This window comes from Xanthobacter sediminis (genome assembly GCF_043195015.1).
GTDB lineage: Bacteria > Pseudomonadota > Alphaproteobacteria > Rhizobiales > Xanthobacteraceae > Xanthobacter.
Genome location: NZ_JBAFWH010000002.1, coordinates 191,407 through 215,113 on the forward strand (window position 1 = coordinate 191,407; position 23,707 = coordinate 215,113).

Annotated in this window: 19 protein-coding genes; 12 read left to right on the forward strand and 7 right to left on the reverse strand. The window is 68.6% G+C overall.

The genetic code is table 11. From position 1 onward, the window contains the following. Positions 1-6: 6 nt before the first annotated feature. Positions 7-894, forward strand: coding sequence for an LpxI family protein (locus V5F61_RS02860; RefSeq protein ID WP_393987252.1), 888 nt, complete (start codon positions 7-9; stop codon positions 892-894). A gap of 14 nt (positions 895-908) precedes the next feature. Next, positions 909-2,069 (forward strand): lipid-A-disaccharide synthase, encoded by a 1,161-nt coding sequence (lpxB, locus tag V5F61_RS02865; protein ID WP_393987453.1) that lies wholly within the window; start codon positions 909-911, stop codon positions 2,067-2,069. A gap of 259 nt (positions 2,070-2,328) precedes the next feature. Here lpxB and gltA read toward each other — a convergent pair whose 3' ends face one another. The 4 genes from gltA to V5F61_RS02885 all read right to left on the reverse strand — a co-directional run bounded on the left by gltA (position 2,329) and on the right by V5F61_RS02885 (position 7,982). Then, positions 2,329-3,639: a citrate synthase gene (gltA, locus tag V5F61_RS02870; protein WP_393987253.1), complete on the reverse strand. Its 1,311-nt coding sequence runs from the start codon at positions 3,637-3,639 to the stop codon at positions 2,329-2,331. Between the two features lie 102 nt (positions 3,640-3,741). Next, positions 3,742-4,377: a molybdenum cofactor guanylyltransferase MobA gene (gene mobA, locus V5F61_RS02875; RefSeq protein ID WP_393987254.1), complete on the reverse strand. Its 636-nt coding sequence runs from the start codon at positions 4,375-4,377 to the stop codon at positions 3,742-3,744. Between the two features lie 133 nt (positions 4,378-4,510). Then, entirely contained in the window at positions 4,511-7,225 is a 2,715-nt protein-coding gene (locus tag V5F61_RS02880) for a glycosyltransferase (protein ID WP_393987255.1), read from the reverse strand. Positions 7,226-7,484: 259 nt separating this feature from the next. Beyond that, a complete protein-coding gene (locus V5F61_RS02885; protein WP_393987256.1) occupies positions 7,485-7,982 on the reverse strand; it encodes a hypothetical protein in 498 nt (165 codons plus the stop codon). Positions 7,983-8,190: 208 nt separating this feature from the next. Between V5F61_RS02885 and V5F61_RS02890 the strand changes: the two genes are divergently transcribed. After that, entirely contained in the window at positions 8,191-9,810 is a 1,620-nt protein-coding gene (locus V5F61_RS02890; protein WP_393987257.1) for a glycoside hydrolase family 17 protein, read from the forward strand. On the opposite strand, the gene V5F61_RS02895 is transcribed toward V5F61_RS02890, so the two are convergent. Beyond that, complete coding sequence (locus V5F61_RS02895) at positions 9,770-10,168, reverse strand: hypothetical protein (protein WP_393987258.1); 399 nt, start codon at positions 10,166-10,168, stop codon at positions 9,770-9,772. The genes V5F61_RS02890 and V5F61_RS02895 overlap by 41 nt on opposite strands. Positions 10,169-10,308: 140 nt before the next feature. Between V5F61_RS02895 and glmU the strand changes: the two genes are divergently transcribed. The 3 genes from glmU (at position 10,309) to V5F61_RS02910 (ending at position 14,972) form a co-directional block, all read left to right on the forward strand. Next, entirely contained in the window at positions 10,309-11,655 is a 1,347-nt protein-coding gene (gene glmU / locus V5F61_RS02900; RefSeq protein ID WP_393987259.1) for a bifunctional UDP-N-acetylglucosamine diphosphorylase/glucosamine-1-phosphate N-acetyltransferase GlmU, read from the forward strand. Between the two features lie 159 nt (positions 11,656-11,814). After that, on the forward strand, positions 11,815-13,638 hold the full coding sequence (gene glmS / locus V5F61_RS02905; protein WP_393987260.1) for a glutamine--fructose-6-phosphate transaminase (isomerizing): 1,824 nt from the start codon (positions 11,815-11,817) through the stop codon (positions 13,636-13,638). 170 nt (positions 13,639-13,808) lie between these two features. Further along, positions 13,809-14,972, forward strand: a complete 1,164-nt coding sequence (locus tag V5F61_RS02910; protein ID WP_393987261.1) for a GGDEF domain-containing protein — start codon at positions 13,809-13,811, stop codon at positions 14,970-14,972. 11 nt (positions 14,973-14,983) lie between these two features. Here the strand turns inward: V5F61_RS02910 and V5F61_RS02915 are convergent, their stop codons facing one another. After that, entirely contained in the window at positions 14,984-15,529 is a 546-nt protein-coding gene (locus tag V5F61_RS02915; protein WP_393987262.1) for a YbaN family protein, read from the reverse strand. An 87-nt stretch (positions 15,530-15,616) separates the two neighbouring features. Next, the gene (gene recG / locus V5F61_RS02920) at positions 15,617-17,710 is read right to left on the reverse strand and encodes an ATP-dependent DNA helicase RecG (protein WP_393987263.1); all 2,094 of its coding nucleotides are present in this window, start codon (positions 17,708-17,710) and stop codon (positions 15,617-15,619) included. 120 nt (positions 17,711-17,830) lie between these two features. Here recG and V5F61_RS02925 point away from each other — a divergent pair, with 120 nt between their 5' ends. From V5F61_RS02925 to V5F61_RS02950, 6 genes are all read left to right on the forward strand, one after another. Continuing rightward, entirely contained in the window at positions 17,831-18,493 is a 663-nt protein-coding gene (locus tag V5F61_RS02925; protein WP_393987264.1) for a protein-L-isoaspartate(D-aspartate) O-methyltransferase, read from the forward strand. 136 nt (positions 18,494-18,629) lie between these two features. Continuing rightward, positions 18,630-19,865 carry an alpha/beta hydrolase gene (locus V5F61_RS02930; protein ID WP_393987265.1) on the forward strand — a complete coding sequence of 412 codons (1,236 nt, stop codon included), beginning with the start codon at positions 18,630-18,632 and terminating at the stop codon, positions 19,863-19,865. Positions 19,866-20,101: 236 nt separating this feature from the next. Continuing rightward, the gene (gene yajC / locus V5F61_RS02935; RefSeq protein ID WP_393987266.1) at positions 20,102-20,449 is read left to right on the forward strand and encodes a preprotein translocase subunit YajC; all 348 of its coding nucleotides are present in this window, start codon (positions 20,102-20,104) and stop codon (positions 20,447-20,449) included. Between the two features lie 18 nt (positions 20,450-20,467). After that, the gene (gene secD, locus V5F61_RS02940; protein ID WP_393987267.1) at positions 20,468-22,075 is read left to right on the forward strand and encodes a protein translocase subunit SecD; all 1,608 of its coding nucleotides are present in this window, start codon (positions 20,468-20,470) and stop codon (positions 22,073-22,075) included. Positions 22,076-22,088: 13 nt separating this feature from the next. Continuing rightward, entirely contained in the window at positions 22,089-23,207 is a 1,119-nt protein-coding gene (gene secF / locus V5F61_RS02945) for a protein translocase subunit SecF (protein WP_393987268.1), read from the forward strand. 73 nt (positions 23,208-23,280) lie between these two features. Next, positions 23,281-23,661 carry an Mth938-like domain-containing protein gene (locus tag V5F61_RS02950; protein WP_393987269.1) on the forward strand — a complete coding sequence of 127 codons (381 nt, stop codon included), beginning with the start codon at positions 23,281-23,283 and terminating at the stop codon, positions 23,659-23,661. Positions 23,662-23,707 lie beyond the last annotated feature (46 nt).

The window sequence follows — 23,707 nt, forward strand, 5'->3', positions numbered from 1 at the left end:
TTGCCCATGGCGCCGTCGGTTGAAAAACATGACGTCGGCGGGCCGCTGCGGGCGCAGGGGCCGCTCGGCATCGTGGCGGGCAGCGGCGCCTTTCCTGCCGCAGTGGCGGAGGCCGTGCGCGCCCAGGGGCGCGAGGTGGTTTTCTTTCTCATCAGGGGCTTTGCCGATTCTGCGCTCGAACGCTACGAGCACCATTGGTTTCGTCTCGGCTCGCTGGGGCAGGTGACGGCGAAGGCCAAGGCGCGGGGCATCCGGCAGGTGGTGATGGTGGGCGGCCTCACACGCCCTCGGGTGCAGGACCTCGGCCTCGACTGGACCATGCTGCGTCTCCTGCCGCGTATCGCGCGCCTCTTCCGCGGCGGCGACAATCATCTTCTCTCGGGGGTCTTGGGGCTCGTGGCCGAGCAAGGCTTCGAGCTCTGCGGCGCTCACGAGGTGGCGCCCCGCCTGCTGCTGCCGGAGGGCGTTCTGGGCACGCGCGCGCCCAGCACGCAGGCGCGGCAGGACATCACGCGCGGCCTCGATCTCATACGCACCCTGGGCCCGTTCGACGTGGGGCAGGGTGTCATCGTGGTGGATGGGCTCGTGGCTGCCGTGGAAGCGGCGGAGGGCACGGACCAGATGCTCGCGCGCTATGGCGAGATGCGGCGCAGTGGTCGGCTGCGCTTTCCCGCGGGGCGCGGCGTGCTGGTGAAGGCGCCGAAGCCGGGGCAGGACCGGCGTATTGATCTGCCGTCGCTGGGCCCTGCGACGGTCTCTCGCGCCGCCGAGGTTGGGCTCGCGGGGATTGCCTTCGAAGCGGGTGGAGCCATCGTGCCTGACGTCGGGGCGCTGGTTCTGGAGGCGGACCGCAGCGACCTCTTCGTGGTGGGCGTGGCGGGAAGCGCGGCGTGACGGCGCGCATTTTCATGGTGGCGGGGGAGGAGTCGGGCGATCAGCTCGGCGGCGCCCTCATGCGCACGTTGCGTGCCACGGCTGCTGCGGATGTCGAGTTTCACGGTGTCGGCGGAGCACGCATGGCGGCGCAGGGGCTCCAAAGCCGCTACCCCATGGAGGATCTCACCGCCATCGGCGTCAGTGCGGTGCTCGCCAAGCTGCCGACTATTCTGCGGCGCCTGCGCGAGACGGTGGAAGCGGTGCTTGCCGACCCGCCGGATGTGCTGGTGCTGATCGATGCTCCGGATTTTACCCATCGGGTGGCGGCCCGCGTGCGTGCGGCGAACCCGCGCATTCCCATCGTGAAATACGTTTCGCCCACGGTGTGGGTGTGGCGCGAGGGGCGCGCGCGCGCCATGCGGCCCCATGTGGATGCGCTCCTGGCGCTGCTGCCGTTCGAGCCGGAGGTGCATCGGCGCCTCGGGGGGCCACCCACCTTCTATGTGGGCCATCCGCTGCTGGAGCGGCTGGATGACCTGCGGCCCGATACGCAGGACGAGGTGCGCCGGCGCGCGGCTCCGCCGCGCGTGCTGGTGCTGCCTGGGAGCCGCCGGCGGGAGATCGTGCGCCTGGGGCCCCAATTCGGCGCGGCGCTGGCCCAGGTGGCTTCCGCGCGGGAGGTGGACCTGGTTCTGCCCACGCTGCCGCATCTGCGGGAACTGGTGGAGCAGACCGTCTCGCGCTGGACGGTGCGGCCGCGGATCACCACCAGCGAGGGGGAGAAGCATGAGGCTTTCCGCACCGCGCGGGCCGCGCTCGCCGCTTCCGGGACGGTGACGCTGGAGCTGGCGCTGTCCCATATCCCCCATGTGGCGGCCTACCGGCTCGGCTGGCTGGAGGCGCAGATCGCGCGGCGCGTGCTGAAGGGCACCACGGTCATTCTGCCCAATCTGGTGCTCGGCGAGAATGTGGTGCCCGAGTTCCTGCAGGAATTCTGCACGGTGCCGGCGCTCGTCGGGGCGCTGGGTGACGTGATCGCGGATACGCCGGCCCGGCGCCGCCAGGAAGAAGCGTTCACCCGCCTCGACGGCATCTTCGGCATCACCGGCCCGAGCCCCAGCCACCGGGCCGCGGAGGTGGTGCTGCGCCTCGCCCGTGATGGCCGCGCGGCTGCGTTGCCCGCGCCGGAATAGGCGTCTCTTCCTCACCTTCTCCTGGCGATCCCAGGGCCCGGGGACGTCGCAGCCCAAAGCTGATGCGAGCAGGTCTTGGTGTGAAGAGACCTTCCCATCAGGCGTGCGGTTAGCAGCGCCTTTACGGCCCGCCGGCTGTATCATTCACGCTATTTTCGGGCCCGGAAACGACGACGGGGCGGAGCCGTGGTGGCTCCGCCCCGTCGTGAAGGCCTTTCCTGCGGGCGCGCCCGGCTGGGCAGCGCCCGCAGGCCAGCGTTCACTTGCGCTGGGTCATGGCGATGTAGTCGCGGCGATCGGCGCCGGTGTAGAGCTGACGGGGACGGCCGATGCGCTGGCTCGGGTCCTCGATCATCTCCTTCCACTGGCCGATCCAGCCCACGGTGCGGGCGAGAGCGAACAGCACGGTGAACATGGTGGTGGGGAAGCCCATCGCCTTGAGGGTGATGCCCGAGTAGAAATCGATGTTCGGGTAGAGCTTCTTCTCGATGAAGTACTCGTCATGCAGCGCGATGCGCTCCAGCTCCACGGCGACGTCGAGCAGCGGATCGTCCTTGATGCCAAGCTCGCCGAGCACCTCGTGGCAGGTCTTCTGCATGATCTTGGCGCGCGGGTCGTAGTTCTTGTAGACCCGGTGGCCGAAGCCCATGAGGCGGAAGGGATCGTTCTTGTCCTTCGCGCGGGCGACAAACTCGGGGATGCGGTCCACGGAGCCGATTTCGGCGAGCATCTTGAGGGCCGCCTCGTTGGCGCCGCCATGGGCGGGGCCCCACAGGCAGGCGATGCCGGCGGCGATGCAGGCGAAGGGATTGGCACCGGAGGAGCCGGCCAGACGCACGGTGGAGGTGGACGCGTTCTGCTCATGGTCGGCATGGAGGATGAAGATCCGGTCCATGGCGCGGGCGAGAATGGGGTTCACCTTGTACTCTTCGCAGGGAACCGCGAAGCACATGTGCAGGAAGTTGGACGTGTAATCCAATTCATTCTTGGGATAAACAAAAGGCTGGCCCACGGAATACTTGTAGGCCATGGCCGCCAGGGTCGGGATCTTCGCGATCATGCGGATCGACGCGATCAGGCGCTGGTTCGGATCGGAAATGTCGGTAGAGTCGTGATAGAAAGCCGACAGGGCGCCGACGCAGGCCACCATGATGGCCATGGGGTGGGCGTCGCGGCGGAAACCGTTGAAGAAACGGGTCATCTGGTCGTGAACCATCGTATGATGGGTCACGGAACGGTCGAACTCCGCCTTCTGGGCGGCGGTCGGCAGTTCGCCGTAGAGCAGGAGATAACAGGTCTCGAGGAAGTCGCCGTTCTCGGCGAGCTGCTCGATGGGGTAGCCGCGGTAGAGCAGCACGCCCTCATCGCCGTCGATATAGGTAATCTTGCTTTCGCAGGAGGCCGTCGAGGTAAAGCCGGGGTCGTAGGTGAACATCCCGGTCTGGCCGTAGAGCTTCGAGATGTCGACTACGTCAGGCCCGATAGTTCCCCCGCGGACCGGCAGATCCCAGCTCTTTTCGCCCAAGCTGAACTTGGCGGCTTTGGCCCCGGAGTTGTTGGTGGCGTCCATGGATCCCTCATCCTTTGGGCGGACTGGGCAGCTTCGCGGATGCGAACCCGCCGCAGCGCAGTCCTAAACCCTCCCCAATCCTGCCGCAAGCATGACCATGCTTCATCGGCAGGCACGGGAGCGGGATTCAGCGGCGGCAAGGTCTGCCGGGGTGTTCACGTTAAAGAACGGGTCGCCGTCCGCCGCATCCCAGCTTTCTGTTACGGCGCCAAGCGCGGCAAGGAGAAGCCCGACTTTCCGCTGCCCCGCAGCGAGCGCCTCCGCAAGGGGCGCGCGCGCCGCCTGGGGCCACAAGGCAATGACATGATGCACGTGCCCCGCAGAGGCCGCGCAGACCACCCCTGCGGTCTCGGCATACCGGTGTATGATTCGGGAGACCAGATCATGCGGGAGGAAGGGCGTGTCCGCCGCCACCGTCAGGAGAGGGGCATCGGGCGCTTCCCGCGCCAGCCATTCGAGTCCGGCCAGGACGCCGGCGAGCGGGCCGGGCCGCTCGCCTACCGTGTCGGGAATCAGCGGCAGGCCGAACGGGGCGTAAAGCTCCGGCGGATCGTTGGTGTTGATGGCGAGGGCATGGACCTGCGGCGCCACGCGGGCAATGACATGGGCAATGAGCGGACGGCCGGCAAGACGCACCAGCGGTTTCGGGAGGGGCGGGGAGGGCGCCTGCGGGCCCGCCATGCGGCGCCCGTGGCCGCCCGCGAGGATAAGGCCAAAGGGGAGGGGGGAGGCGCTCACGGGCGGCGTTTCCTCGCGCTGGCTATTGCATGCAAAAACGCCCGGCCGTGAAGGCCGGGCGCAGGACGATGGAGAATGGCGGACGGCCCGGCGCCATGGCCGGGCATTCGCGGGAGGGGCTTTCGCGCCGCGCTCAATCCACCAGGGCCGGGGGACGGGGACGGCTGGAGTCGACGCGACGCGGCAGCACCGCCGAGATGCGCGCGGCGAGCGCCTTCCAGGGGGCGAAGTCGTTCAGGCGCGAGTTCTCGAACCAGCCGATGAGCGCGGCCGCCATGAACGGCAGGCTCTGCACCATGAGCGCGATGCCGTAGAGGTTGATCTCGCGGATGTGGCGCCAGTCGTTCTTGGTCAGCGCCACGCCGGGCAGGTTGTTGAGCACGATGAGTGCGATGCCGGACAGCAGCAGCAGGCCGCCCAGGGTCGCCTCCGGCAGGGCGGGGAAGTGGCGGGCCGCGCCGGCCAGCCAGTTCTGGCCCTTGGCGGTGCGGGCGAAGGCGAGATCCTTGTAGCGGAAGCCGTCCAGCACCGCCTTGGCCACCGTGTACTGCACCGCGCTCGCCGCCACCGCCGCGCCGAGCATGCGCAGCGGCGTCGTCTCCACCCGCAGCCGGTACAGGCTGACGAAGTGCATGAGATAGACCAGGAAGGTCATCAGGATCGGCAGGGTCAGCACATAGGCCGGCACCGAGACGCCGAACAGCAGCACGAAGGGCACGAAGGCGAGGGAGGCCACCGCCATGAGGGCGCCCACCGATTCCGAGCCGAGCCAGGATATCCAGCCCAGGACGAAGTGGCGCTTCTGGGCGGTCGTCAGGCGCGAGCGGCCGGGCAGGAAGCGCCGCCAGTGCTTCTTGATGATCTGGAAGCCGCCATAGGCCCAGCGGTGACGCTGCTTCTTGAAGGCCTCGAAATTGTCGGGCAGCAGGCCGTAGCCGTAGCGCTTGCGGGTGTAGTGGGTCTTCCAGCCGTTCTCGGCGATGGAGAGGCCGAGGTCGGTGTCCTCGCAGATGGTGTCGGACGACCAGTTGCCGGCCTCCACCATGGCGGCGCGGCGGATAAGGCACATGGTGCCATGCACCACGATGGCGTCATCCTCGTTGCGCTGGACCATGCCGATGTCGAAGAAGCCGGCATACTCGGCGTTCATCGCCTCGTGCAGCGGGCTGCGGCCGGCGTCGCGATGGTCCTGCGGGGCCTGAACGAGGCCGACGGTCGGGTCCTCGAACACGGGCACGAGGTCCTTCAGCCAGTCGGGCGTCACCACATAGTCGGCGTCGATGACGCCGATGATCTCGGCATCGGCGGCGGTGTGCTCCAGCGCGATGCGCAGGGCGCCGGCCTTGAAGCCCGCGACCTTCTCCGCATTGATGAACTTGAAGCGGTCGCCGAGCTTGGCGCAATGCTCGCGCACCGGCTCCACCATTTCCGGGTCCGGCGTGTTGTTGACGATGATGATGGCTTCGAAATTCGGGTATTCGAGCTTCGCCAGCGCGTCGATGGTCTCGATCAGCATCTCCGGCGGCTCGCGGTAGGCGGGCACGTGGATGGAGACCTTGGGGAAGCGCGAGGGCGCTCCGGGCTTCAGCGATTCCACCAGCCGGTGCGGGCCGTTGCCGAAGGCGATGGCGGCCATCTCCTCCACCCGGTAGAGCAGCACGAACACCAGGGGCACCAGCATCACCACGCTGAGGGCGAGGGTGACGTAGTCACCGCCGGTGACGTAGTGGTTCATCCAGTAGTCCACCACGGTCGCGAGCCATGCGGCCACGCCGTTGGCGGTGCCGGCGAGCACGAGGCCCTGCGACATGGTCAGCTCGCGCATGCGCAGCAGCGGCAGGGTGAACAGCACGCCGAGCAGCAGCGCCATGAGCATGGTCTGGGTGTAGGTGTGCTCGTAGATGGGGCCGGTGAGCGGGAACTTCAGGTTCCGGTCGGCATCGAAAACGCCCCAGTACTGGCCCACCGAGCCTTCGTTCTGCTTCTTGGGCAGGTCGAACGCCTCGATGATGTTGTATTCGATGCCGAGCGCGTCCGCGCGGGCCGCGAACTCGCGGATGATCTTGGCCTGCTCGATGGGGTCGGGCACGCTGGCGCCGCGGTTGAAGCCGTGGGAGGGCCAGCCGAACTCGCCGATGACGATGCGCTTGCCGGGATAGGCTGCGCGCAGGCGGTTGTAGGCGTTGATGGTGTAGTCCACCACTTGGTCCGCCGGCACGTCCTCCCAATAGGGCAGGATATGGGCGAGGATGAAGTCGGCGGAAGCGGCGACCTCGGGGTGGTCGAGCCAGGTGTTCCAGATTTCGCCGGTGGTCACCGGCACGTTCACCTGCCGCTTGACGTCCCGGATAAGGCCGGCGAGCTCGGTGTCGTCCATGTCGCCGCGCAGCAGGGTCTCGTTGCCGACCACCACCGCCTGCACGTTGCGGTTCTTGCGCGCCACCTCGACCAGGCCGGCGAGCTCGCGCTCGTTCCCGGCCTTCGCCTTCTCGATGACCTCGCCGGTGTCCTTGTCCTTGTCGCGGTTCAGCCACGCCCCGGCGGTGACCCGAATGCCCTGCTCGCCGGCGATGGGCGCGATCAGTTCTTTGCCGTTGGTGGAGGAGTACGTCCGCACGCCGCGCGTGTAGGGCGCGACCACCTGGACGTCCGCGCGGATCTGGTCCGCATTGGTCGGCGCCTCGCCCTCGGGGCTCATGTTCCGGCTGAAGGGGGCGAACGACAGGCTCTGGAAGCGATCCGTGATGTTCGGAGCGCTTACCTCGGGACGCAGGGAAATCCACATCGCGGCGTGGATCGATGTCACAACCGCAATGACCGCCGCCGCAGCGGCAAGACCGGGACGCATGGCGAGGCCCACCCAAATCCGGGATATCTCGAACCCCGAGCGCCGGAGGACGGCGGAGGGTTCCGGAAGACCAAAGGGAGGCATCCTTTCGACCTGCCCCACGGTCGGCACCGCGACGGGGCCGACCCTTGCGTCAGACGCGGGCTCGGCCTTTACGTTGCGATGCGACGAAACTCTAACATGTTCAGCTTTGGAGATAAATCCTGATCGTGGCGGTCATGGGACGTGGCTGCGTCAGCCCCATGACCCCGCGATGATCTTATTGTTGCGCCGGAGCTGTCGTGGCCGAGGGCGGCGCGGCGATATAGTCGGGGTTCACCCAGCACTGGTGGGCGCGCGCATCCACCCGCTCGCGAGCCTTGGGGTCGAGCTTGCCCTGCCGCACGAGGCAGCGGAAGGACAGCTTCAGGTGCTCGGTGGGGCAGCCGAAGCGCTCGTAGATCTCAAGCTGGCGACGCGCGGTATCGATGTCGTCGTTCCAGAGCAGTGCGGCAATGCGCCGCCCCGTCCAGACACATTCGGGCAGGCCGGCGGTGCCGGGCAGCTTGGCGGCTTCGTTGAACTCCTCCACCGAGCGGCGCTGCGCCTCGATGGCGGCTTTCTGCTCGGGGGTGAGCTGCGGCTCCTGGGCCGCGGGCTTCTGCTCGGGAGGCGGGGAGGACTGGGCCGCCGCCGGCGCGAGCCCCGCGCCGATGCTGCACGCGAGGGCGAGGGCGCCCGCCAGGGCCTTGATCTTGTAGCGTTGCATGAGGGCCATGATCTTCAGAAGGTATGCGCGGAGCGATCCGCGGCGACACGTTAGGGGAAGGCGGTGATTTTGTCAGCATGACGGCACGGCGGTGCCGGGCAGTCCGTTCTTTGGTCTTGCGCGTCCGGGCTTCACACCGCCCCCGCGAAGCTTTATTTGCCGCGGGTCGTTGCGTCCGCCGATCCGGCGCCCGCCGGAGTTCTGCCCTGGAGTCCTGATGTCCCGATCCGCGCGGCTGCCGCTCGCCCTCGCGTTCATCGTCGCAGCCCTCATCAGCATATTGTGGGGATGGCTCGGTCAGCCGGTGGCCATGCCGCCCTCGCCCCTGGCGGCGGGAGAAAAGCTGCCCTGCGTCTCCTATGCGCCGTTCCGCGACGGGCAGTCGCCGTTCGAGAAGGGGCTCTCGATTCCCGAGGCGCAGATCGAGGAGGATTTCGCCCAGCTCGCCAAGATCACGGGCTGCGTGCGTACCTATTCCATCGAGATGGGGCTCGACAAGGCGCCCGCCATCGCGCGCAAGCACGGCCTCACCATGCTGCTCGGCATCTGGCTCGGGCCGGACGTGGACCGCAACCGGGTGGAGCTCGACACCGGCGTGCGTCTCGCACAGGAAAATCCGGACGTGGTTAAGGCCGTGGTGGTGGGCAACGAGGTGCTGCTGCGGGGCGAGATGTCGGCCACCGACCTTGCCTCCACCCTGCGGTGGGTGAAGTCGCAGGTGGGCGGCGTGCCCGTCACCTACGCCGACGTCTGGGAGTTCTGGGAGCGCAACAAGGGCCTCACCGAGAACGTGGATTTCGTCACCATCCACATCCTGCCCTATTGGGAGGACCTGCCGGTTTCCGCTGCTGAGGCCGGGCCGCACGTGGACGAGATCCGCCAGAAGATGGCCGAGGCATTTCCCGGCAAGGAGATCCTGATCGGCGAAACCGGCTGGCCCAGCGCCGGCCGCATGCGCGAGGAGGCACTGCCTTCGCCCTCCAACCAGGCGCGGGTGATGCATGACGTGGTCGCCCTCGCCAAGAAGCGCGGCTACCGGGTGAATGTCATCGAGGCGTTCGACCAGCCCTGGAAGCGCCGTAGCGAGGGCACGGTGGGCGGCCACTGGGGCCTCATCGACGCCTCGACCCGCACCCCAAAGTTCGAATGGGGCAAGCCGGTGGAGGATTTTCCCGGCTGGCGGATGCACATCGCCGTCGGGCTCGTGGCCGTGGCCGCCGCCTTCGGCGCCGCCTGGCGCGCGGGGCGCGGGCGGGAGGTGACGCCGGCCGAGTGGGGCGCGGTGTCGCTGGTCGCCCTCGCCGGCGGGGCGACGCTGGGCGCCGCCATCTCGGCGCTGCCGCTGGAGAGCCTCGGCGTGGTGGGATGGCTGCGCAACGGGTTGCTGCTGGCGGTGTCCGCCGCCTGCGTGGTGGCGCTGCCCGCGGCCATCGGCGCCGGGCAGGGGCTCGCCCCGTTCTCGGTGGCGCTCGACGGGCGGCTGCGCGCGCGCTCGGGCACCATGGCGGTCGCCGCCGCGCTGATGCTGGTGCTGGGCGTCGCGGCCGTGGGCACGGTGGCGCTCGAGCTGGTGTTCGACCCGCGCTACAAGGATTTCCCGGTGTTCGCGCTCACCGGCATCGTGGCTGCGCTGTTCGCGCCGCTGCTGGTGCGGCGGGCCGATCGTGAGGGCACGGGCCTGGGCGAGACGATCGCCGCGTGGATGATGCTGGCCGGCGGCCTCTACGTGCCGCTCAACGAGAGCTTCTCCAACTGGCAGGCGGCGTGGTTCGGTGTGCTCTGCCTGGTGCTGGCCTTCACGCTGTGGCGGGTCCAGGCCGTGCAAAGGAAAGGATGAGCCCCATCGCCGCCAGGGCGCCGGCGATCTCATTGTGGAACACCAGCGCGAGGGCGCTGAACACCATGGTCATGGCAAAGGCGGCGAGGGAGGGGGCAACGAGCTGGATCAGCGCCCCGGCGAGGGCCAGCACCCCGAACACGTTCCACAGGGACAGCGTGAGCACCGCGGCGCGGCCGTAGCAGCCCATGCTCTCCAGCCCCGCCTCGCAGGCGAGGCCCACCAGCGCCGGCTCCACCACCATGTAGCGCATGTAAAGCGCCCAGCCCACCGCGCCCATGCCGAGGGGAATCAGCCAGTTGAGGCTCTTGGGGCCGGGGCGGAACAGGGGCCGTTCGGCATAGGGGATATCGGGCATGGCGGAGGGTCCGGAAGATCAGCTTCGGCGGCCCGCTTTAAGAGCTGCCGCCGGTGACGTCCAGAGGAAAGGGGCGTCGGCGCCGCCCTTCCCGTGGCGCGGAAGGCGCGATAAGGGACTGCGCGCAAGGAGAGAGCCTCATGAGTGAACGGAACCTGCTCGTGGTGGTGCTGGCCGCCGGTGAGGGCACGCGCATGGCCTCGCGCCTGCCCAAGGTGCTGCACAAGGTCGCCGGCCGCACCATGCTCCACCATGTGCTGGAGGCGACCCGCGCCGCCGGCGCCACCCGTACGGCCGTGGTGGTGGGCCCCGACCGCGATGACGTGGCCGACGAGGCGCGCCGGGTGACGCCGCAGGCGCAGGTGTTCGTGCAGCGCGAGCGGCTGGGCACTGCCCATGCCGTGCTCGCCGCCCGCGCCGCCATCGCGCAGGGCGCCGACGACATCCTGGTGCTCTATGCCGACACCCCCCTGATCCGCCCGGAGACGCTGGCGCGGCTGCGGGCGCCCCTGGCCGAGGGTGCGGCGGTGGCGGTGCTGGGCTTCCGGCCGGAGGACCCCACGGGCTACGGCCGCCTGCTGACCGAGGGCGACGCCCTCCTCGCCATCCGCGAGGAAAAGGAGGCGAGCGCCGCGGAGAAGGCGGTGGACTTCTGCAATGCCGGGCTCATGGCCCTTTCCGGCGCCAGGGCGCTCGGCCTGCTGGAGCGCATCGGCAACGCCAACGCCAAGGGCGAATATTATCTCACCGACGCGGTGGAGCTGGCCCGCGCCGATGGGCTCGGCGCCGTGGCGGCCGAGGCCGACGCGGAGGAAGTGGCCGGCGTCAACAGCCGCATCCAGCTCGCCGAGGCGGAGGCTATCCTGCAGCGGCGCCTGCGCCGCGCCGCCATGGCGAAGGGCGCGACCCTGGTGGCGCCGGAGACGGTGTTCCTCTCGGCGGATACCGTGCTCGGCCGCGACGTGGTGGTGGAGCCCAACGTGGTGTTCGGCCCCGGCGTCACCGTGGGCGACGATGTCACGATCCACGCCTTCAGCCACCTGGAGGGCGCGGTGGTGGAGGCGGGGGCCAGCATCGGGCCGTTCGCGCGGCTGCGGCCGGGCACGCGGCTCGAAAGCGGGGTGCGCATCGGCAATTTCGTGGAGACCAAGGCGGCACACGTGGAAAAGGGCGCCAAGATCAACCACCTTTCCTATGTGGGAGATGCCCATGTGGGCGCGAACGCCAACCTTGGCGCCGGCACCATCACCTGCAATTACGACGGTTTCGGCAAGTACCGCACGGAGATCGGCGCGGATGCCTTCATCGGCGTCAACTCGGCCCTGGTGGCGCCGGTGACTATCGGCAAGGGCGCCTTCGTGGGCACCGGCGCGGTGGTGACCGAGGACGTGCCGGAGGATGCGCTGGCGCTCGCCCGCAGCCGGCAGGTCGTGAAGGCCGGCTGGGCCCGCGCCTTCCGTGCTCGCAAGGCGGCGGAGAAGGAATAGGCCTGGAGCGCCGCCATACGGTTGCCGGGATAGGAACCGAAAGCTGAAGTGATTCCGCTCCCGCTGCCGTGGCGGGGTAGGAAATGAGAGAGTTTTGCCGCGCACCCTGATTCCCTCCCGGGCGCCCGGGGCGCGCAACGCAACATGGAGCTTCAGTGCATGTGTGGCATCGTCGGCATCCTCGGTAAGGGCCCGGTCGCGGATCACATTCAGGAAGCGCTGCGGCGGCTGGAGTACCGGGGCTATGATTCGGCGGGGATCGCGACCCTGGAGCAGGGCCGCCTGGAGGTCTGCCGCGCCGAGGGCAAGCTGCGCCACCTCGAGCACAAGCTCGACCGGCACCCGCTCGGCGGCCACATCGGCATCGGCCACACCCGCTGGGCCACCCACGGCAAGCCTTCCGAGCGCAACGCCCACCCCCACGCCACCAAGCGGGTGGCGGTGGTGCACAACGGCATCATCGAGAACTTTCGCGAGCTGAAGCAGGACCTCACCGAGCTCGGCGTGTCCTTCCGCAGCGACACCGATACCGAGGTGGTGGCCCAATTGGTGGACCGTGAGCTGCTCGCCGGCCGCGACCCGGTGGCGGCGGTGGCGGCGGTGCTGCCGCGCCTCAGGGGCGCGTTCGCGCTCGCCTTCCTGTTCGACGGCCATGACGACCTGCTGATCGCGGCGCGGCGCGGCTCGCCCCTCGCCATCGGCTACGGCCAGGGGGAGATGTTCCTGGGTTCCGATGCCATCGCCCTTGGCGCCCTCACCGATCGCATCGCCTATCTCGAAGAGGGCGATTGGGCCGTGCTCAGCCGCGAGGGCGTCACCATCCGCAACGAGGACGGCGCGGTGGTGGAGCGGGCGGTGCAGCGGGTGCCGGCCGGCGCGCTGCTGGTGGACAAGGGCAACCACCGCCACTTCATGGCGAAAGAGATCTACGAGCAGCCGGAGGTCATCTCCTACACCTTCGGCCATTATCTCGACCTCGCCGCCGAGCGCATCGCGGTGCCGGAGCTGCCGTTCGATCCCAAGGAGGTGCGCCACATCTCCATCACCGCCTGCGGCACCGCGCTCTATGCCGGCGCGGTGGCGGAATACTGGATCGAGCAGTTCGCGCGCATTCCCGTCTCCACCGACATCGCCTCCGAGTTCCGCTATCGCGAGACGCCGCTGGAGCCGGGCGGGGTCACCATCGTCATCTCCCAGTCGGGCGAGACCGCCGACACGCTCGCCTCCCTGCGCTACGCCAAGGCGTGCGGGCAGAAGGTGGTGGCGGTGGTGAACGTGCCCACCTCCACCATCGCGCGGGAGGCGGACATGGTGCTGCCCACCCTGGCGGGGCCGGAGATCGGCGTCGCCTCCACCAAGGCCTTCACCTGCCAGCTCGCGACCCTGGCCTGCCTCGCGGTGGCCTTCGGCCGCGCCTCCGGCCGGCTGGCGGAGGATGACGAGCGTCGGCTGGTCCGCGCCTTCATGGAGGTGCCGCGCCTGATGACGGAGGCGCTGAAGCTCGCCCCCGACATCGAGGTGCTGGCCCGCACCCTCGCCAAGGCGCGGGACGTGCTCTACCTCGGCCGCGGCACCAACTACCCGCTGGCGCTGGAAGGCGCGCTGAAGCTGAAGGAGATTTCCTACATCCACGCCGAGGGTTATGCCGGCGGCGAGCTGAAGCACGGCCCCATCGCTCTCATCGACGAGAAGATGCCGGTGGTGGTCATCGCCCCCCATGACCGCATCTTCGAGAAGACCGTCTCCAACATGGAGGAGGTGGCCGCGCGCGGCGGCAAGATCATCCTCGTGACCGACCCCAAGGGCGCCGAGGCCACCCATGTGGGAGAGGCGCAGAAGCTCATCCTGCCGGAGATGCCGCCCGCCGTGTGCCCGATGGTCTATGCCATTCCCGCGCAGCTCATCGCCTACCACACCGCCGTCATCATGGGCACGGACGTGGACCAGCCGCGCAACCTCGCCAAGTCGGTGACGGTGGAGTGAGGGGCTGACCGTTTTCTCCATGGTGTGGCGGGCCATTTGTCAGCGTGGCGTGCGGGGTGACATAATGCGCAGCGGCGGTTGAGCTCGCCCTGCAAGGGCGGCAGCCGGTGTGGGGCTCGTCTCCTGTTCCGCGCGTGGTGGAGGGGGTGGAAGGGGGAAGGTCGCAGCGGATGCAGTCGGCAGGGTTCGCGCTGGTGATGAACATGGCGGTCGCCCTGCTGTTCGCGGCGAGCTATGTGGCCATCGCGTTGCTCAATCGCGGCAACCGCGCGCCGATCTGGTTCGCCGCCAGCTATGGCGTGGGCATGTTCACGCCTCTGGCGCAGTTGGGGCTCGCCTATAGCGGTTGGACCCGCCCATTCGCATTCCTGGTGTTCGCCAGCTTCGCCTCTGGCCTGCTGCTGATGGTACCTGCACTGGCAGTGTTCTATCGCCGCCGCCCGCCATGGGCCGTGGTGGGGACGATAGCGGCCTATGCGCTGGCGGTGGTGCTGATCCTGCCGCTGCTGCGCCGCAACAGCCTGGCCTATGAGCTGCTCTATCAATCCCCCTTCTTCCTGGCGATGGGCGGCTGCGTGTGGGTGATCCTCAGGTGCAGCCCGCGGCGCACCGGCGATGTCGTTCTCGCCGGCATGTTTGCGTTGCTGGCGCTGCACTTTCCGGCCAAGGCGGTGGTGGCGACCTATGTGGGAACAGGCGATGGAGCGGCGGGCTACATCAATTCCACCTATGCGCTGATCTCCCAGGTCAGTTCCGGCATCATGCTGGTGGCCACCGGGCTGGTGCTGCTCATCAAGGCCCTGCAGACGGTGATCGTGGAAAAGCAGGCCGACGCGGAGACCGATCCCCTCTCCGGCGTGGCCAACCGGCGCGGCTTCGTGCTGCGGGCGGAGCGCATATTGGCCGAGGCGGCGCCGCAGCGGCGCCCCTTGTCGGTGCTGCTTTTGGATCTGGATCGCTTCAAGGCTGTCAACGACACCCATGGCCATGCGGTGGGTGACGCCGTGATCCGGGCATTCGCGCAGATGGTGGGGCGCACGGTGCCCCAGTCGGCGCTTGCCGCGCGCATGGGGGGCGAGGAATTCGCAGTGCTGCTGGATCACACCGCCCTCAAGGCCGCCCGCCTGCATGCGGAAACGCTGCGCCTTGCGGCGGCGACATGCAGCGATGGCGGCTTGCCGCCGGTCACGGTGAGCATTGGCGTGGCGGAGCTCGGCTGGCCCTATGATCTTGAAGGAGCGATCGCCCGCGCGGATGCCGCGCTTTACGCGGCCAAGGACCAAGGACGCGACAAGGTCGTCTGCGCCGCCCCGCGGCTGTCCGGCGCTGCCTGAGGCGGTGGCGCTCAGTTGGGCCTTGTGACGATGAATGCCGTGAGCAGGGCGAACAGGCCCCCCAGAAAGATGAGCACCGGATCGGGCGCGCCGAAATACCAGGCGCCGCCGAAGGAGCCGACGAAGCTGGTGAGGGCGAACCCCTTTGCCACCAGCGGAATGGCTCCCGTTTCCTGCCAGCGGCGCACGCTGGGGCCAAGATAGCGGTGGTTGAGAAGCCAGGCCTCGATGCGCGGTGAGGAACGGGTGAAGCACCAGGCGGCGAGGATGAGGAACACCGTGCCCGGCATCATGGGCACGACCATGCCGATACACCCGATCGCAAGGAACACCACGCCGGCGCCGAACAGCGCCCGCCGGTAGAGCTCGGCTCGCAGGGCGCGCGCATCCATGCGCCGGTGCGCGGCGCGCGCCGCCCGCGCGCGGGCCTCCTTTGTCGCGCTGCCGAGGAAGCTCTGGTCCGGACCCCGGCGCGCACCGTGGTCGGGGCCGTAGTCCGAGCCTTGGCCAGGGCTCTCGGCCGAGGAAGCGGAAGGCGGACGGGAGGGCGCGATCATGGTGCGACCATGCCGCCTCCGCCTCCGGACAGCAAGGGGGAAGGGCCGGCGCGGCGGCATCGCTCCCGTACGCGGTGCGCGCCAGCCTCACCCAGCCGAAAGCAGGCGCACCGCGGCATCGCGCTCATGCAGGTACAGCAGGGTGTGCAGCGCCTCGGCGCCCGGCCCCGCGAGGTCGGGATCGGCGCGGATGACGGCGGCCGCGGCGGTACGGGCCGCCTCCATCTCCGCCCCGTGGAACTCCATGCGGGCGATGCGGAACCCGGGCATGCCACTCTGCCGCGTGCCGAGCACGTCGCCCTCGCCGCGCAGGCGCAGGTCCTCCTCCGCCAGGCGAAAGCCGTCCTGGCTCTCGCGCAGCACGGAAAGGCGCGCCTTGGCGGTTTCGCTCAGGGGGCCGCGATAGAGCAGCAGGCAGGTGGAGGCCTTCTCCCCGCGCCCCACCCGGCCGCGAAGCTGGTGGAGCTGGGCAAGGCCGAAGCGCTCGGCGTGCTCGATCACCATCAAGGTGGCGTTGGGCACGTTCACCCCCACCTCGATGACGGTGGTGGAGACCAGCAGCCGCGTCTCGCCGGCCGCGAAGCGCGCCATGGCGGCATCCTTGGCCGCGCCGGACATGCGCCCGTGCACCACGTCCACCCGGCCGCCGAAATGCGCCTTCAAATCCTCGAACCGCTCGGTGACCGAGGTGAGGTCGCTCGCCTCGCTCTCCTCCACCAGGGGGCAGATCCAATAGGCCTGGGCGCCCTGGGCGAGGGCGCGGCCCACCCCAGCCACCACCTCGCCGAGCCGCTCCATGGGCAGGGCGCGGGTATCCACCTCCTGCCGGCCCGGAGGCTTCTCCCGCAGCTCGCAGGAGTCCATGTCGCCGAACAGGGTCAGCACCAGGGTGCGGGGAATGGGGGTGGCGGTCATCACCAGCATGTCCACGCCGTGTCCCTTGCGGGCCAGCGCCAGGCGCTGCTCCACCCCGAACCGGTGCTGCTCGTCCACCACGGCGAGGGCGAGGTCTTGGAACACCACGTCGTCCTGGATCAGGGCGTGGGTGCCAATGAGGAGCTGCGTGCGCCCTTCCGCGAGATCGGCGAGCAGGGCGGCGCGGGCCTTGCCCTTCTCCCGCCCCGTCAGCACCGCCACCCGGATGCCCGCCGCCTCGGCCAGGGGCGTGATGGTTTCGAGGTGCTGGCGGGCGAGGATCTCGGTGGGCGCCATGAGCGCCGCCTGCCGCCCGGCCTCCATGGCGGTGGCGGCGGCGAGCAGGGCCACCACCGTCTTGCCCGAGCCCACGTCGCCCTGCAGCAGCCGCAGCATGCGCGTCTCGGCCGCGAGATCGGCCCGGATGGCGGAAAGCGCCTGCTGCTGCGCGCCGGTGAGAGCGAAGGGCAGGGCCGCCAGGATGCGCCCTGAGAGGCTGCCGTCCCCCACCGTCGCGCGCCCGCCGGCCTTCTCTTCCCGTGCGCGGACCAAAGCGAGGGTGAGCTGGTGGGCGAACAGCTCGTCGAAGGCGAGCCGCCGCCAGGGGGCGCCGGTGGGCACCGCCTCTTCCGGCGTCGCCGGGCGGTGGAGCCGCAGCAGCGCCTCGCGGAAGGTGGGCCAGCGCCCCGCGGGGCCGGCGCCCTCGGGAATCCACTCGGCGAGTTCCGGCACCCGGCCGAGGGCGGCCTCCATGGCGCGGCGCAGGTAGCCGGCCGCGAGGCCCTCCACCAGCGGATACACCTGCTCCACCGGCGGCAGGCGGGCGAGGCCCGCCGCATCCAGCACCCGCTCCGGGTGGGTCATCTGCCGCATGCCGTCATAGAGCGAGATGCGGCCGCACAGCCAGCGGGTCGCACCCACGGGCAGCATGTGCTCCAGCCGGGCGCGATCCATCTTGAAGTGGGCCACGACCAGGCTGCCGCTCGCATCGGAAACATAGGTGCGGTGCGGGCCCCGGCTGCCTTCAAGCGGGTGCTGGTGGCCGTCCACGCGCACTTCGAGGGTCACATCCGTCTCTGGGAGAGCCTCGGCGATGGTGGGCCGCGCCCGCCGGTCCACGAAATGGGAGGGCATGTGCAGCAGAAGGTCCAGCACCCGCGGCGTTTCCCGCCCCAGAAGGCGCGCGAACGGGCGCAACAGCTTCGGTCCAATGCCGGGAAGGCTGTCGAGCGGAGAAAAAAGCGGATCGAGCGAAGCCGGGCGCATGGGGCAGGGGAGGGGTGGCTGGTTTCTTAAAGTAGCATGCGAACTTAAAGTTAAAGTTCAACTTGAGATATGACCAAAATTCTTGTTCCTTCAATGGGTCATCGGGGGAGGTTGAGGCGAATGATTAGCGGGGCCGACAGCGAGGGCGAGAAGGCCGAGCGGATGGCTTTCATCCTGGCTCTGCGCCAGCACGGCATCCGCGACGTGGCGGTGCTGCGCGCCATGGAGCTGGTGCCGCGCCCGCTGTTCGTGGACCCGCACCTGCGCGCCCATGCCTATGACGATGTCTCGCTGCCCATTCCCTGCGGGCAGACCATGTCCCAGCCGAGTCTCGTCGCCGCCATGACCGAGGCTCTGGCAGTCACTGCCGAGCATGCGGTGCTGGAGGTGGGGACCGGCTCGGGCTACCAGGCGGCGGTGCTTTCCCACCTGGCGGCGCGGGTGGTGACGGTAGATCGTTACCGGACACTCATTTCAGAAGCGGTGGCGCGCTATGAGGTGCTGGGGTTGCGAAACCTGGCCGCCTATGTGGGTGACGGCATCCAGGGCATGGCGTCGCGCGCCCCGTTCGACCGCATCATGGTGACGGCCTGCGCGCGCGAAATCCCGCCCGCGCTGCTCGACCAGCTCAAGTTCGGCGGCGTCCTCATCATGCCCATCGGCAAAGGCGACGAGGTGCAGATGCTGGTGCGCGTGGTGAAGGAGCACGCGGGCAACCAGGTGCGGGAGCTGATGCCGGTGCGCTTCCTGCCGCTCATTCCGGGCACTGCGGCCACACTCTGAGAAGAATCGTGCGCGCGTGGCCGGAAAGCCGGCGGCGGCCGATTGCGGAGGCGCCCGCGCTCACCTATCCACAACAGGACATTGGATGTGGGGTGAGACGTTGCGAATCCTGGCTGCGCTTCGGTGGCGCGATGTCGTGTCGTTTCTGGCGGTCGCTTTTCTGGTCGCGGCCTGTGGCGGGCGGCCCACGGGGGCGCTGATTCCAGTGCCCGACGAGGTGCCCGGCACCTCGCACGTCAACATGGCGGTGGCTACCGTGCGCGCGCGCACCGATGGGCCGGATATCTACACCGGCGAGCGCGGGGCCAGGCCGACCTTCATGGAGATTGACGTCTCCATTCCGCCCGACAGCGCCCGCGCGCCGGGAGACGTGCAATGGCCGAAGACCGTGCCCGGCAATCCGGCCACCGATTTCGTCACCACCCGTGTCGAGGACCTGACGCAGGACCAGGCCATCAAGTGGTTCAATGTCCGCATCAAGCGCGCGCCCGGCCGGCAGGCGCTGGTGTTTGTGCATGGCTACAACCAGCGCTTCGACGACGCGGTGTTCCGGTTCGCCCAGATCATCCACGATTCGGGAGCCGACGTGGCGCCCGTGCTGTTCACGTGGCCTTCGCGTGGCAGCCTGCTTGCCTATGGCTACGATCGCGAAAGCACCTCCTATTCGCGCGACGCGCTGGAACGGCTGCTGACTTTCATGGCCAAGGACCCCAACGTGGGCGAAATCTCCATTCTCGCCCACTCCATGGGCAATGTGGTGGCGCTGGAGGCCCTCAGGCAGATGGCCATCCGCAATGGCCGCATCCTGCCGAAGATCAAGAATGTGATGCTGGCTTCGCCTGACGTGGATTCGGACGTGTTCCGCGTCATCTTCGGCGAGCTCGGGGAGCCGCGGCCCAACTTCACGCTCTTCGTCTCACAGGACGACAAGGCGCTGGCGGTGTCGAAGCGGGTATGGGGCGACGTGCCGCGCATCGGCCAGGTGGATCCCACCCAGGAGCCCTACCGCACCGAGTTCGAGAAGAACCACATCACCGTGCTCGACCTCACCAAGCTGAAGACCGACGATCCCCTCAATCACGGCAAGTTCGCCGCGAGCCCCGAGGTGGTGCAGTCCATCGGTGCCCGCCTCGCGCAGGGCCAGACCATGACCGATTCCCGTGTCGGCGTGGGCGAGCGAATCGTGCAGTTCTCCGCCGATGCCGCCTCCACGGTGGGTACCGCGGCGGGCCTCGTCATCGCCGCTCCGGTGGCGGTGGTGGACCCCAACACGCGCGACAACTACGCGACTCAGATGCATCAGCTCAGCTCGAGCATCTCGGACACGGCTTCCTCTGGCGCCGAGGCCGTTTCAGTGCCGGGCACGAAATAGGCGCGCCGGGCGCCCCGCACCGCGGGTTTCGGGCGATCCCGAAGCCGGTGGAGGCGGCGCCCGTGCACGCTGCCGGGTCGTATTCGCCGCTGAAATTCAGGACGCGTTTGCAAACCACCGGGCGGTGGTTATAGTCCGCCCGCTTCGCCGCCACCGGCGTTGCATGGGCTCCGCCCGGCGGGCATCGCTCCCGGGTAGGTCCCGACCTTCCGATTCCCAGACGAACGAGGACGCAAATGTTCATCACGCCTGCTTTCGCCCAGGGCGCTCCGGCTGCCGGCGGCGGAGCCGACATGCTCATTCAGCTCGCCCCGTTCCTGCTGATCTTCGTGGTGATGTATTTCCTGATCCTGCGCCCCCAGCAGAAGCGGGCCAAGGCGCACCAGGAGATGGTGACCGCGCTCCGCCGCGGCGACGTGGTGGTCACCGCCGGCGGCCTCGTCGGCAAGGTCTCGCGCGTGGTGGACGAGAACGAGATCGAGCTTCAGGTCGCCGACAACGTGCGCGTCCGCCAGATGCGCTCCCAGATCGCCACCGTCCGCTCCAAGGGCGAGCCGGCGAAGGACGAGCCGGCAGCCTCCTGATTTCATAGATCGCGCGACATGCTGCATTTCTCACGACTCAAGACAGCGGCGATCCTCGTCGCGGTCGCCCTCGGCATCCTGTTCGCACTGCCAAACGTGCTGCCGCAGAGCGCGCTCGCGCACCTGCCCACGTGGCTGGCGTCGAGCCGCGTGACGCTCGGCCTCGACCTGCAGGGCGGTTCCCACATCCTTCTGGAAGTGGATGGCGCGGCGCTGCGCAAGGAGCGCGCCGAGCAGATGCGTGACGAAGTGCGGCGCGTGCTGCGCGATCAGAAGATCGGCTACAGCAACCTCGCCGTTCGCGACACCACCATCACCCTGCGCCTGCGCGACCCCGCGGACATGGACAAGGCGCTCGTCGAGCTGCGCAAGCTCGCCGCGCCGGTCAGCAACGCCATGTTCGGCAGCACCAGCAGCGAGATGGATCTCACCGTCTCCTCCGGTGCTGAGGGCGCCATCACGCTGCAGCTTACCCAGGCCGGCCTCGACGCACGCATGCGCTCGGCAGTGGATCAGTCCATCGAGATCATCCGCCGCCGTATCGACCAGCTCGGCACGGTGGAGCCGAACATCCAGCGCCAGGGCCTCACCCGCATCCTGGTGCAGGTGCCCGGCCTGCAGGACCCGCAGCGCCTGAAGGCGCTGCTCGGCCAGACCGCCAAGCTCTCGTTCCGCATGGTGGATCAGTCGGTCTCGCCCGAGCAGGCGCTTGAGGGTCGTGCGCCGCCGGATTCCGAGGTGCTCTACGGCCAGGACGGCCGGCCTTATCTCGTCGAGAAGCAGGTCCGCGTCTCCGGCGAGGATCTGGTGGATGCTCAGCCGGGCTTCGATCCCCAGTCCCGCGAGCCCATCGTCTCCTTCCGCTTCAATTCCAACGGCGCCCGGCGCTTCGCCGCCACCACCCAGGATGCGGTGGGCCGGCCCTTCGCCATCGTGCTCGACAACCAGGTCATCTCCGCCCCGGTGATCCGCGAGCCCATCCTCGGCGGATCGGGCCAGATTTCGGGCTCCTTCACGGTGCAGCAGGCCAACGACCTCGCCATCCTGCTGCGGGCCGGCGCGCTGCCGGCTCCTTTGAAGGTGGTGGAAGAGCGCACGGTGGGCCCGAGCCTCGGCGCCGATTCCATTGAGGCTGGCAAGGTCGCCGCCTATGTGGCCGCAGGGCTCGTGGCCGTCTTCATGATCGCGGTCTACGGACTGTTCGGCGTGTTCGCGCTGATCGCCCTGGCCGTGCACGTCACCTTGATGTTCGCGCTCCAGTCCCTGCTCGGCGCGACGCTGACCCTGCCCGGTATCGCCGGCGTCGTGCTCACCATCGGCATGGCGGTGGACTCCAACGTCGTGATCTTCGAGCGCATCCGCGACGAAGCGCGCGAGGGGCGGGCCGCCATCTCGGCTATCGACAAGGGGTTCGTGAACGCGCTCGGCACCATCCTCGACGCTAACGTCACTTCGCTCGCCACGGCCGCCATCCTGTTCCTCATGGGCGGGTCGGGTCCGGTGCGCGGCTTTGCCGTCACCTACATCCTCGGCCTTCTCACCACCATGTTCACGGCCTACACCCTCACCCGCCTGATGATCGCATGGTGGGTGAAGTGGCAGCGCCCGGCGAAGCTGCCGATTTGAAGGTGCGCCGCCCATGCCATTGATCGATTACATTCCGGCGCACACCCACATCGGGTTCATGAAGCTGCGCCGCTTCAGCTTCCCCTTCTCGGCGGTCATGTCCGTGTTCGCCGTGGTCCTGTTCGTGACCGTGGGGTTCAACCTCGGCATCGACTTCCGCGGCGGCACGCTGATCGAGGCGCAGACCTCGCAGCCCGCGGCGGATGTCGGCGCCTTGCGTGAGCACCTGATCGACATCGAGATCGGCGATGTGCAGATCCAGGAGTTCGGTTCGCCGCGCGACGTGCTGATCCGCCTCGGCCACGTGGGCGAGAATGAGCAGGCCCAGCAGGCCATCGTCAATGACGTCAAGACTGCGCTGGGGCCGGACTACACCATCCGCCGCGTGGAGACGGTGGGCCCGAGCGTTTCGGGCGAGCTGGTGCGCCAGTCCATTCTCGCCATGGTGCTGGGCGCGGCGGCGGTGCTCGCCTATCTCTGGTTCCGCTTCGAGTGGCAGTTCGCGGTGGGTGCCATCGTGACGACGATGCATGACATCTTCGTCACGCTGATGATCTATTCGCTGCTGGGGATCGATTTCGATCTCACCTCCATTGCCGCCATCCTCACCATCATGGGCTATTCGCTCAACGATACGGTGGTGGTGTATGACCGCATCCGCGAGATGCTGCGGCGCTACAAGAAGATGCCGCTGCCGGAACTGCTGGACACGGCGGTGAACGCGACTTTCTCGCGTACCATCATCGTTTCCACCACCACCTTCTTCGCGACTCTCGCCCTCTATTTCTTCGGTGGCGAGGTATTGCGCGGCTTCTCGTTGGCGATGACCGTGGGCGTGGTGATCGGCACCTATTCCACCATCTGCGTCGCCGCGCCCATCCTCATCCACCTGGGCCTGCGGGCGAGCACGGTGGAGCCGAAGGAGGAGGCAAAGCCGATCTCCGCGCCACTGGAGGCGTCTCCCGAGGATGTGCTGGACGTGGAAGAGGCGGCCGAATTCATCGAGGCCGAGGAAGCCGCCGAAGGCAAGTCCGCTCCGGTGCCGGCGAAGGCTCCCGGTCAAGCCTCCGGCAAGCCGGGCGGCAGGGGGGGCAAAGGCGGCGGTTCCAAGGGCGGCAGGCGGCGCGGCTGAGGCGTGTCGCCGCCACACCGGGCGATGGCGGCCCCTCTGTAGGACATGTGACGGGTCAATCGGGAGCTGAGCCATGAGCGTGCGGCCGGATGAACCCTTCCTCCCGCGGCAGGTGCCCATCGACGGATACGGGGCGAACTTCTTTCATTTCGCCGGCATGTCGCATTCCGGTTCCCTGTTGGCGTTGCCTGCCGGGCTTCGACCTTGGGCACCGAAGGCCTGGGGAGAGCTGGACGCGGCGGCATTCGCGCCCATCGTCGCGGAGGCGGGCGCCTTCGAGCTGCTGTTCATCGGTACCGGTCGCGACCCCGCTCATTTGAAGGAGCCGCTGAAGCAGCTCCTGCGCGATGCGGGTCTGCGCTTCGAGCTGATGCCGACAGGCGCGGCGGCGTCCACCTACAATGTCCTTCTGGAGGAAGGGCGGCCGGTGGGTGCGGCCCTGATCGCGCTCTAACGACCTGTGTATTCTCCACTATCGGATTGTCGCGTGTTCTTTGGAC

Coding starts and splice junctions, on each gene's coding strand:
- V5F61_RS02860 (WP_393987252.1), top strand. CDS start 7: ATGGCGCCGTCGGTTGAAAAACATGACGTCGGCGGGCCGCTGCGGGCG.
- lpxB (WP_393987453.1), top strand. CDS start 909: ATGGTGGCGGGGGAGGAGTCGGGCGATCAGCTCGGCGGCGCCCTCATG.
- gltA (WP_393987253.1), bottom strand. CDS start 3,639: ATGGACGCCACCAACAACTCCGGGGCCAAAGCCGCCAAGTTCAGCTTG.
- V5F61_RS02880 (WP_393987255.1), bottom strand. CDS start 7,225: ATGCGTCCCGGTCTTGCCGCTGCGGCGGCGGTCATTGCGGTTGTGACA.
- V5F61_RS02885 (WP_393987256.1), bottom strand. CDS start 7,982: ATGGCCCTCATGCAACGCTACAAGATCAAGGCCCTGGCGGGCGCCCTC.
- V5F61_RS02890 (WP_393987257.1), top strand. CDS start 8,191: ATGTCCCGATCCGCGCGGCTGCCGCTCGCCCTCGCGTTCATCGTCGCA.
- V5F61_RS02895 (WP_393987258.1), bottom strand. CDS start 10,168: ATGCCCGATATCCCCTATGCCGAACGGCCCCTGTTCCGCCCCGGCCCC.
- glmU (WP_393987259.1), top strand. CDS start 10,309: ATGAGTGAACGGAACCTGCTCGTGGTGGTGCTGGCCGCCGGTGAGGGC.
- glmS (WP_393987260.1), top strand. CDS start 11,815: ATGTGTGGCATCGTCGGCATCCTCGGTAAGGGCCCGGTCGCGGATCAC.
- V5F61_RS02910 (WP_393987261.1), top strand. CDS start 13,809: ATGCAGTCGGCAGGGTTCGCGCTGGTGATGAACATGGCGGTCGCCCTG.
- V5F61_RS02915 (WP_393987262.1), bottom strand. CDS start 15,529: ATGATCGCGCCCTCCCGTCCGCCTTCCGCTTCCTCGGCCGAGAGCCCT.
- recG (WP_393987263.1), bottom strand. CDS start 17,710: ATGCGCCCGGCTTCGCTCGATCCGCTTTTTTCTCCGCTCGACAGCCTT.
- V5F61_RS02925 (WP_393987264.1), top strand. CDS start 17,831: ATGATTAGCGGGGCCGACAGCGAGGGCGAGAAGGCCGAGCGGATGGCT.
- yajC (WP_393987266.1), top strand. CDS start 20,102: ATGTTCATCACGCCTGCTTTCGCCCAGGGCGCTCCGGCTGCCGGCGGC.
- secD (WP_393987267.1), top strand. CDS start 20,468: ATGCTGCATTTCTCACGACTCAAGACAGCGGCGATCCTCGTCGCGGTC.
- secF (WP_393987268.1), top strand. CDS start 22,089: ATGCCATTGATCGATTACATTCCGGCGCACACCCACATCGGGTTCATG.
- V5F61_RS02950 (WP_393987269.1), top strand. CDS start 23,281: ATGAGCGTGCGGCCGGATGAACCCTTCCTCCCGCGGCAGGTGCCCATC.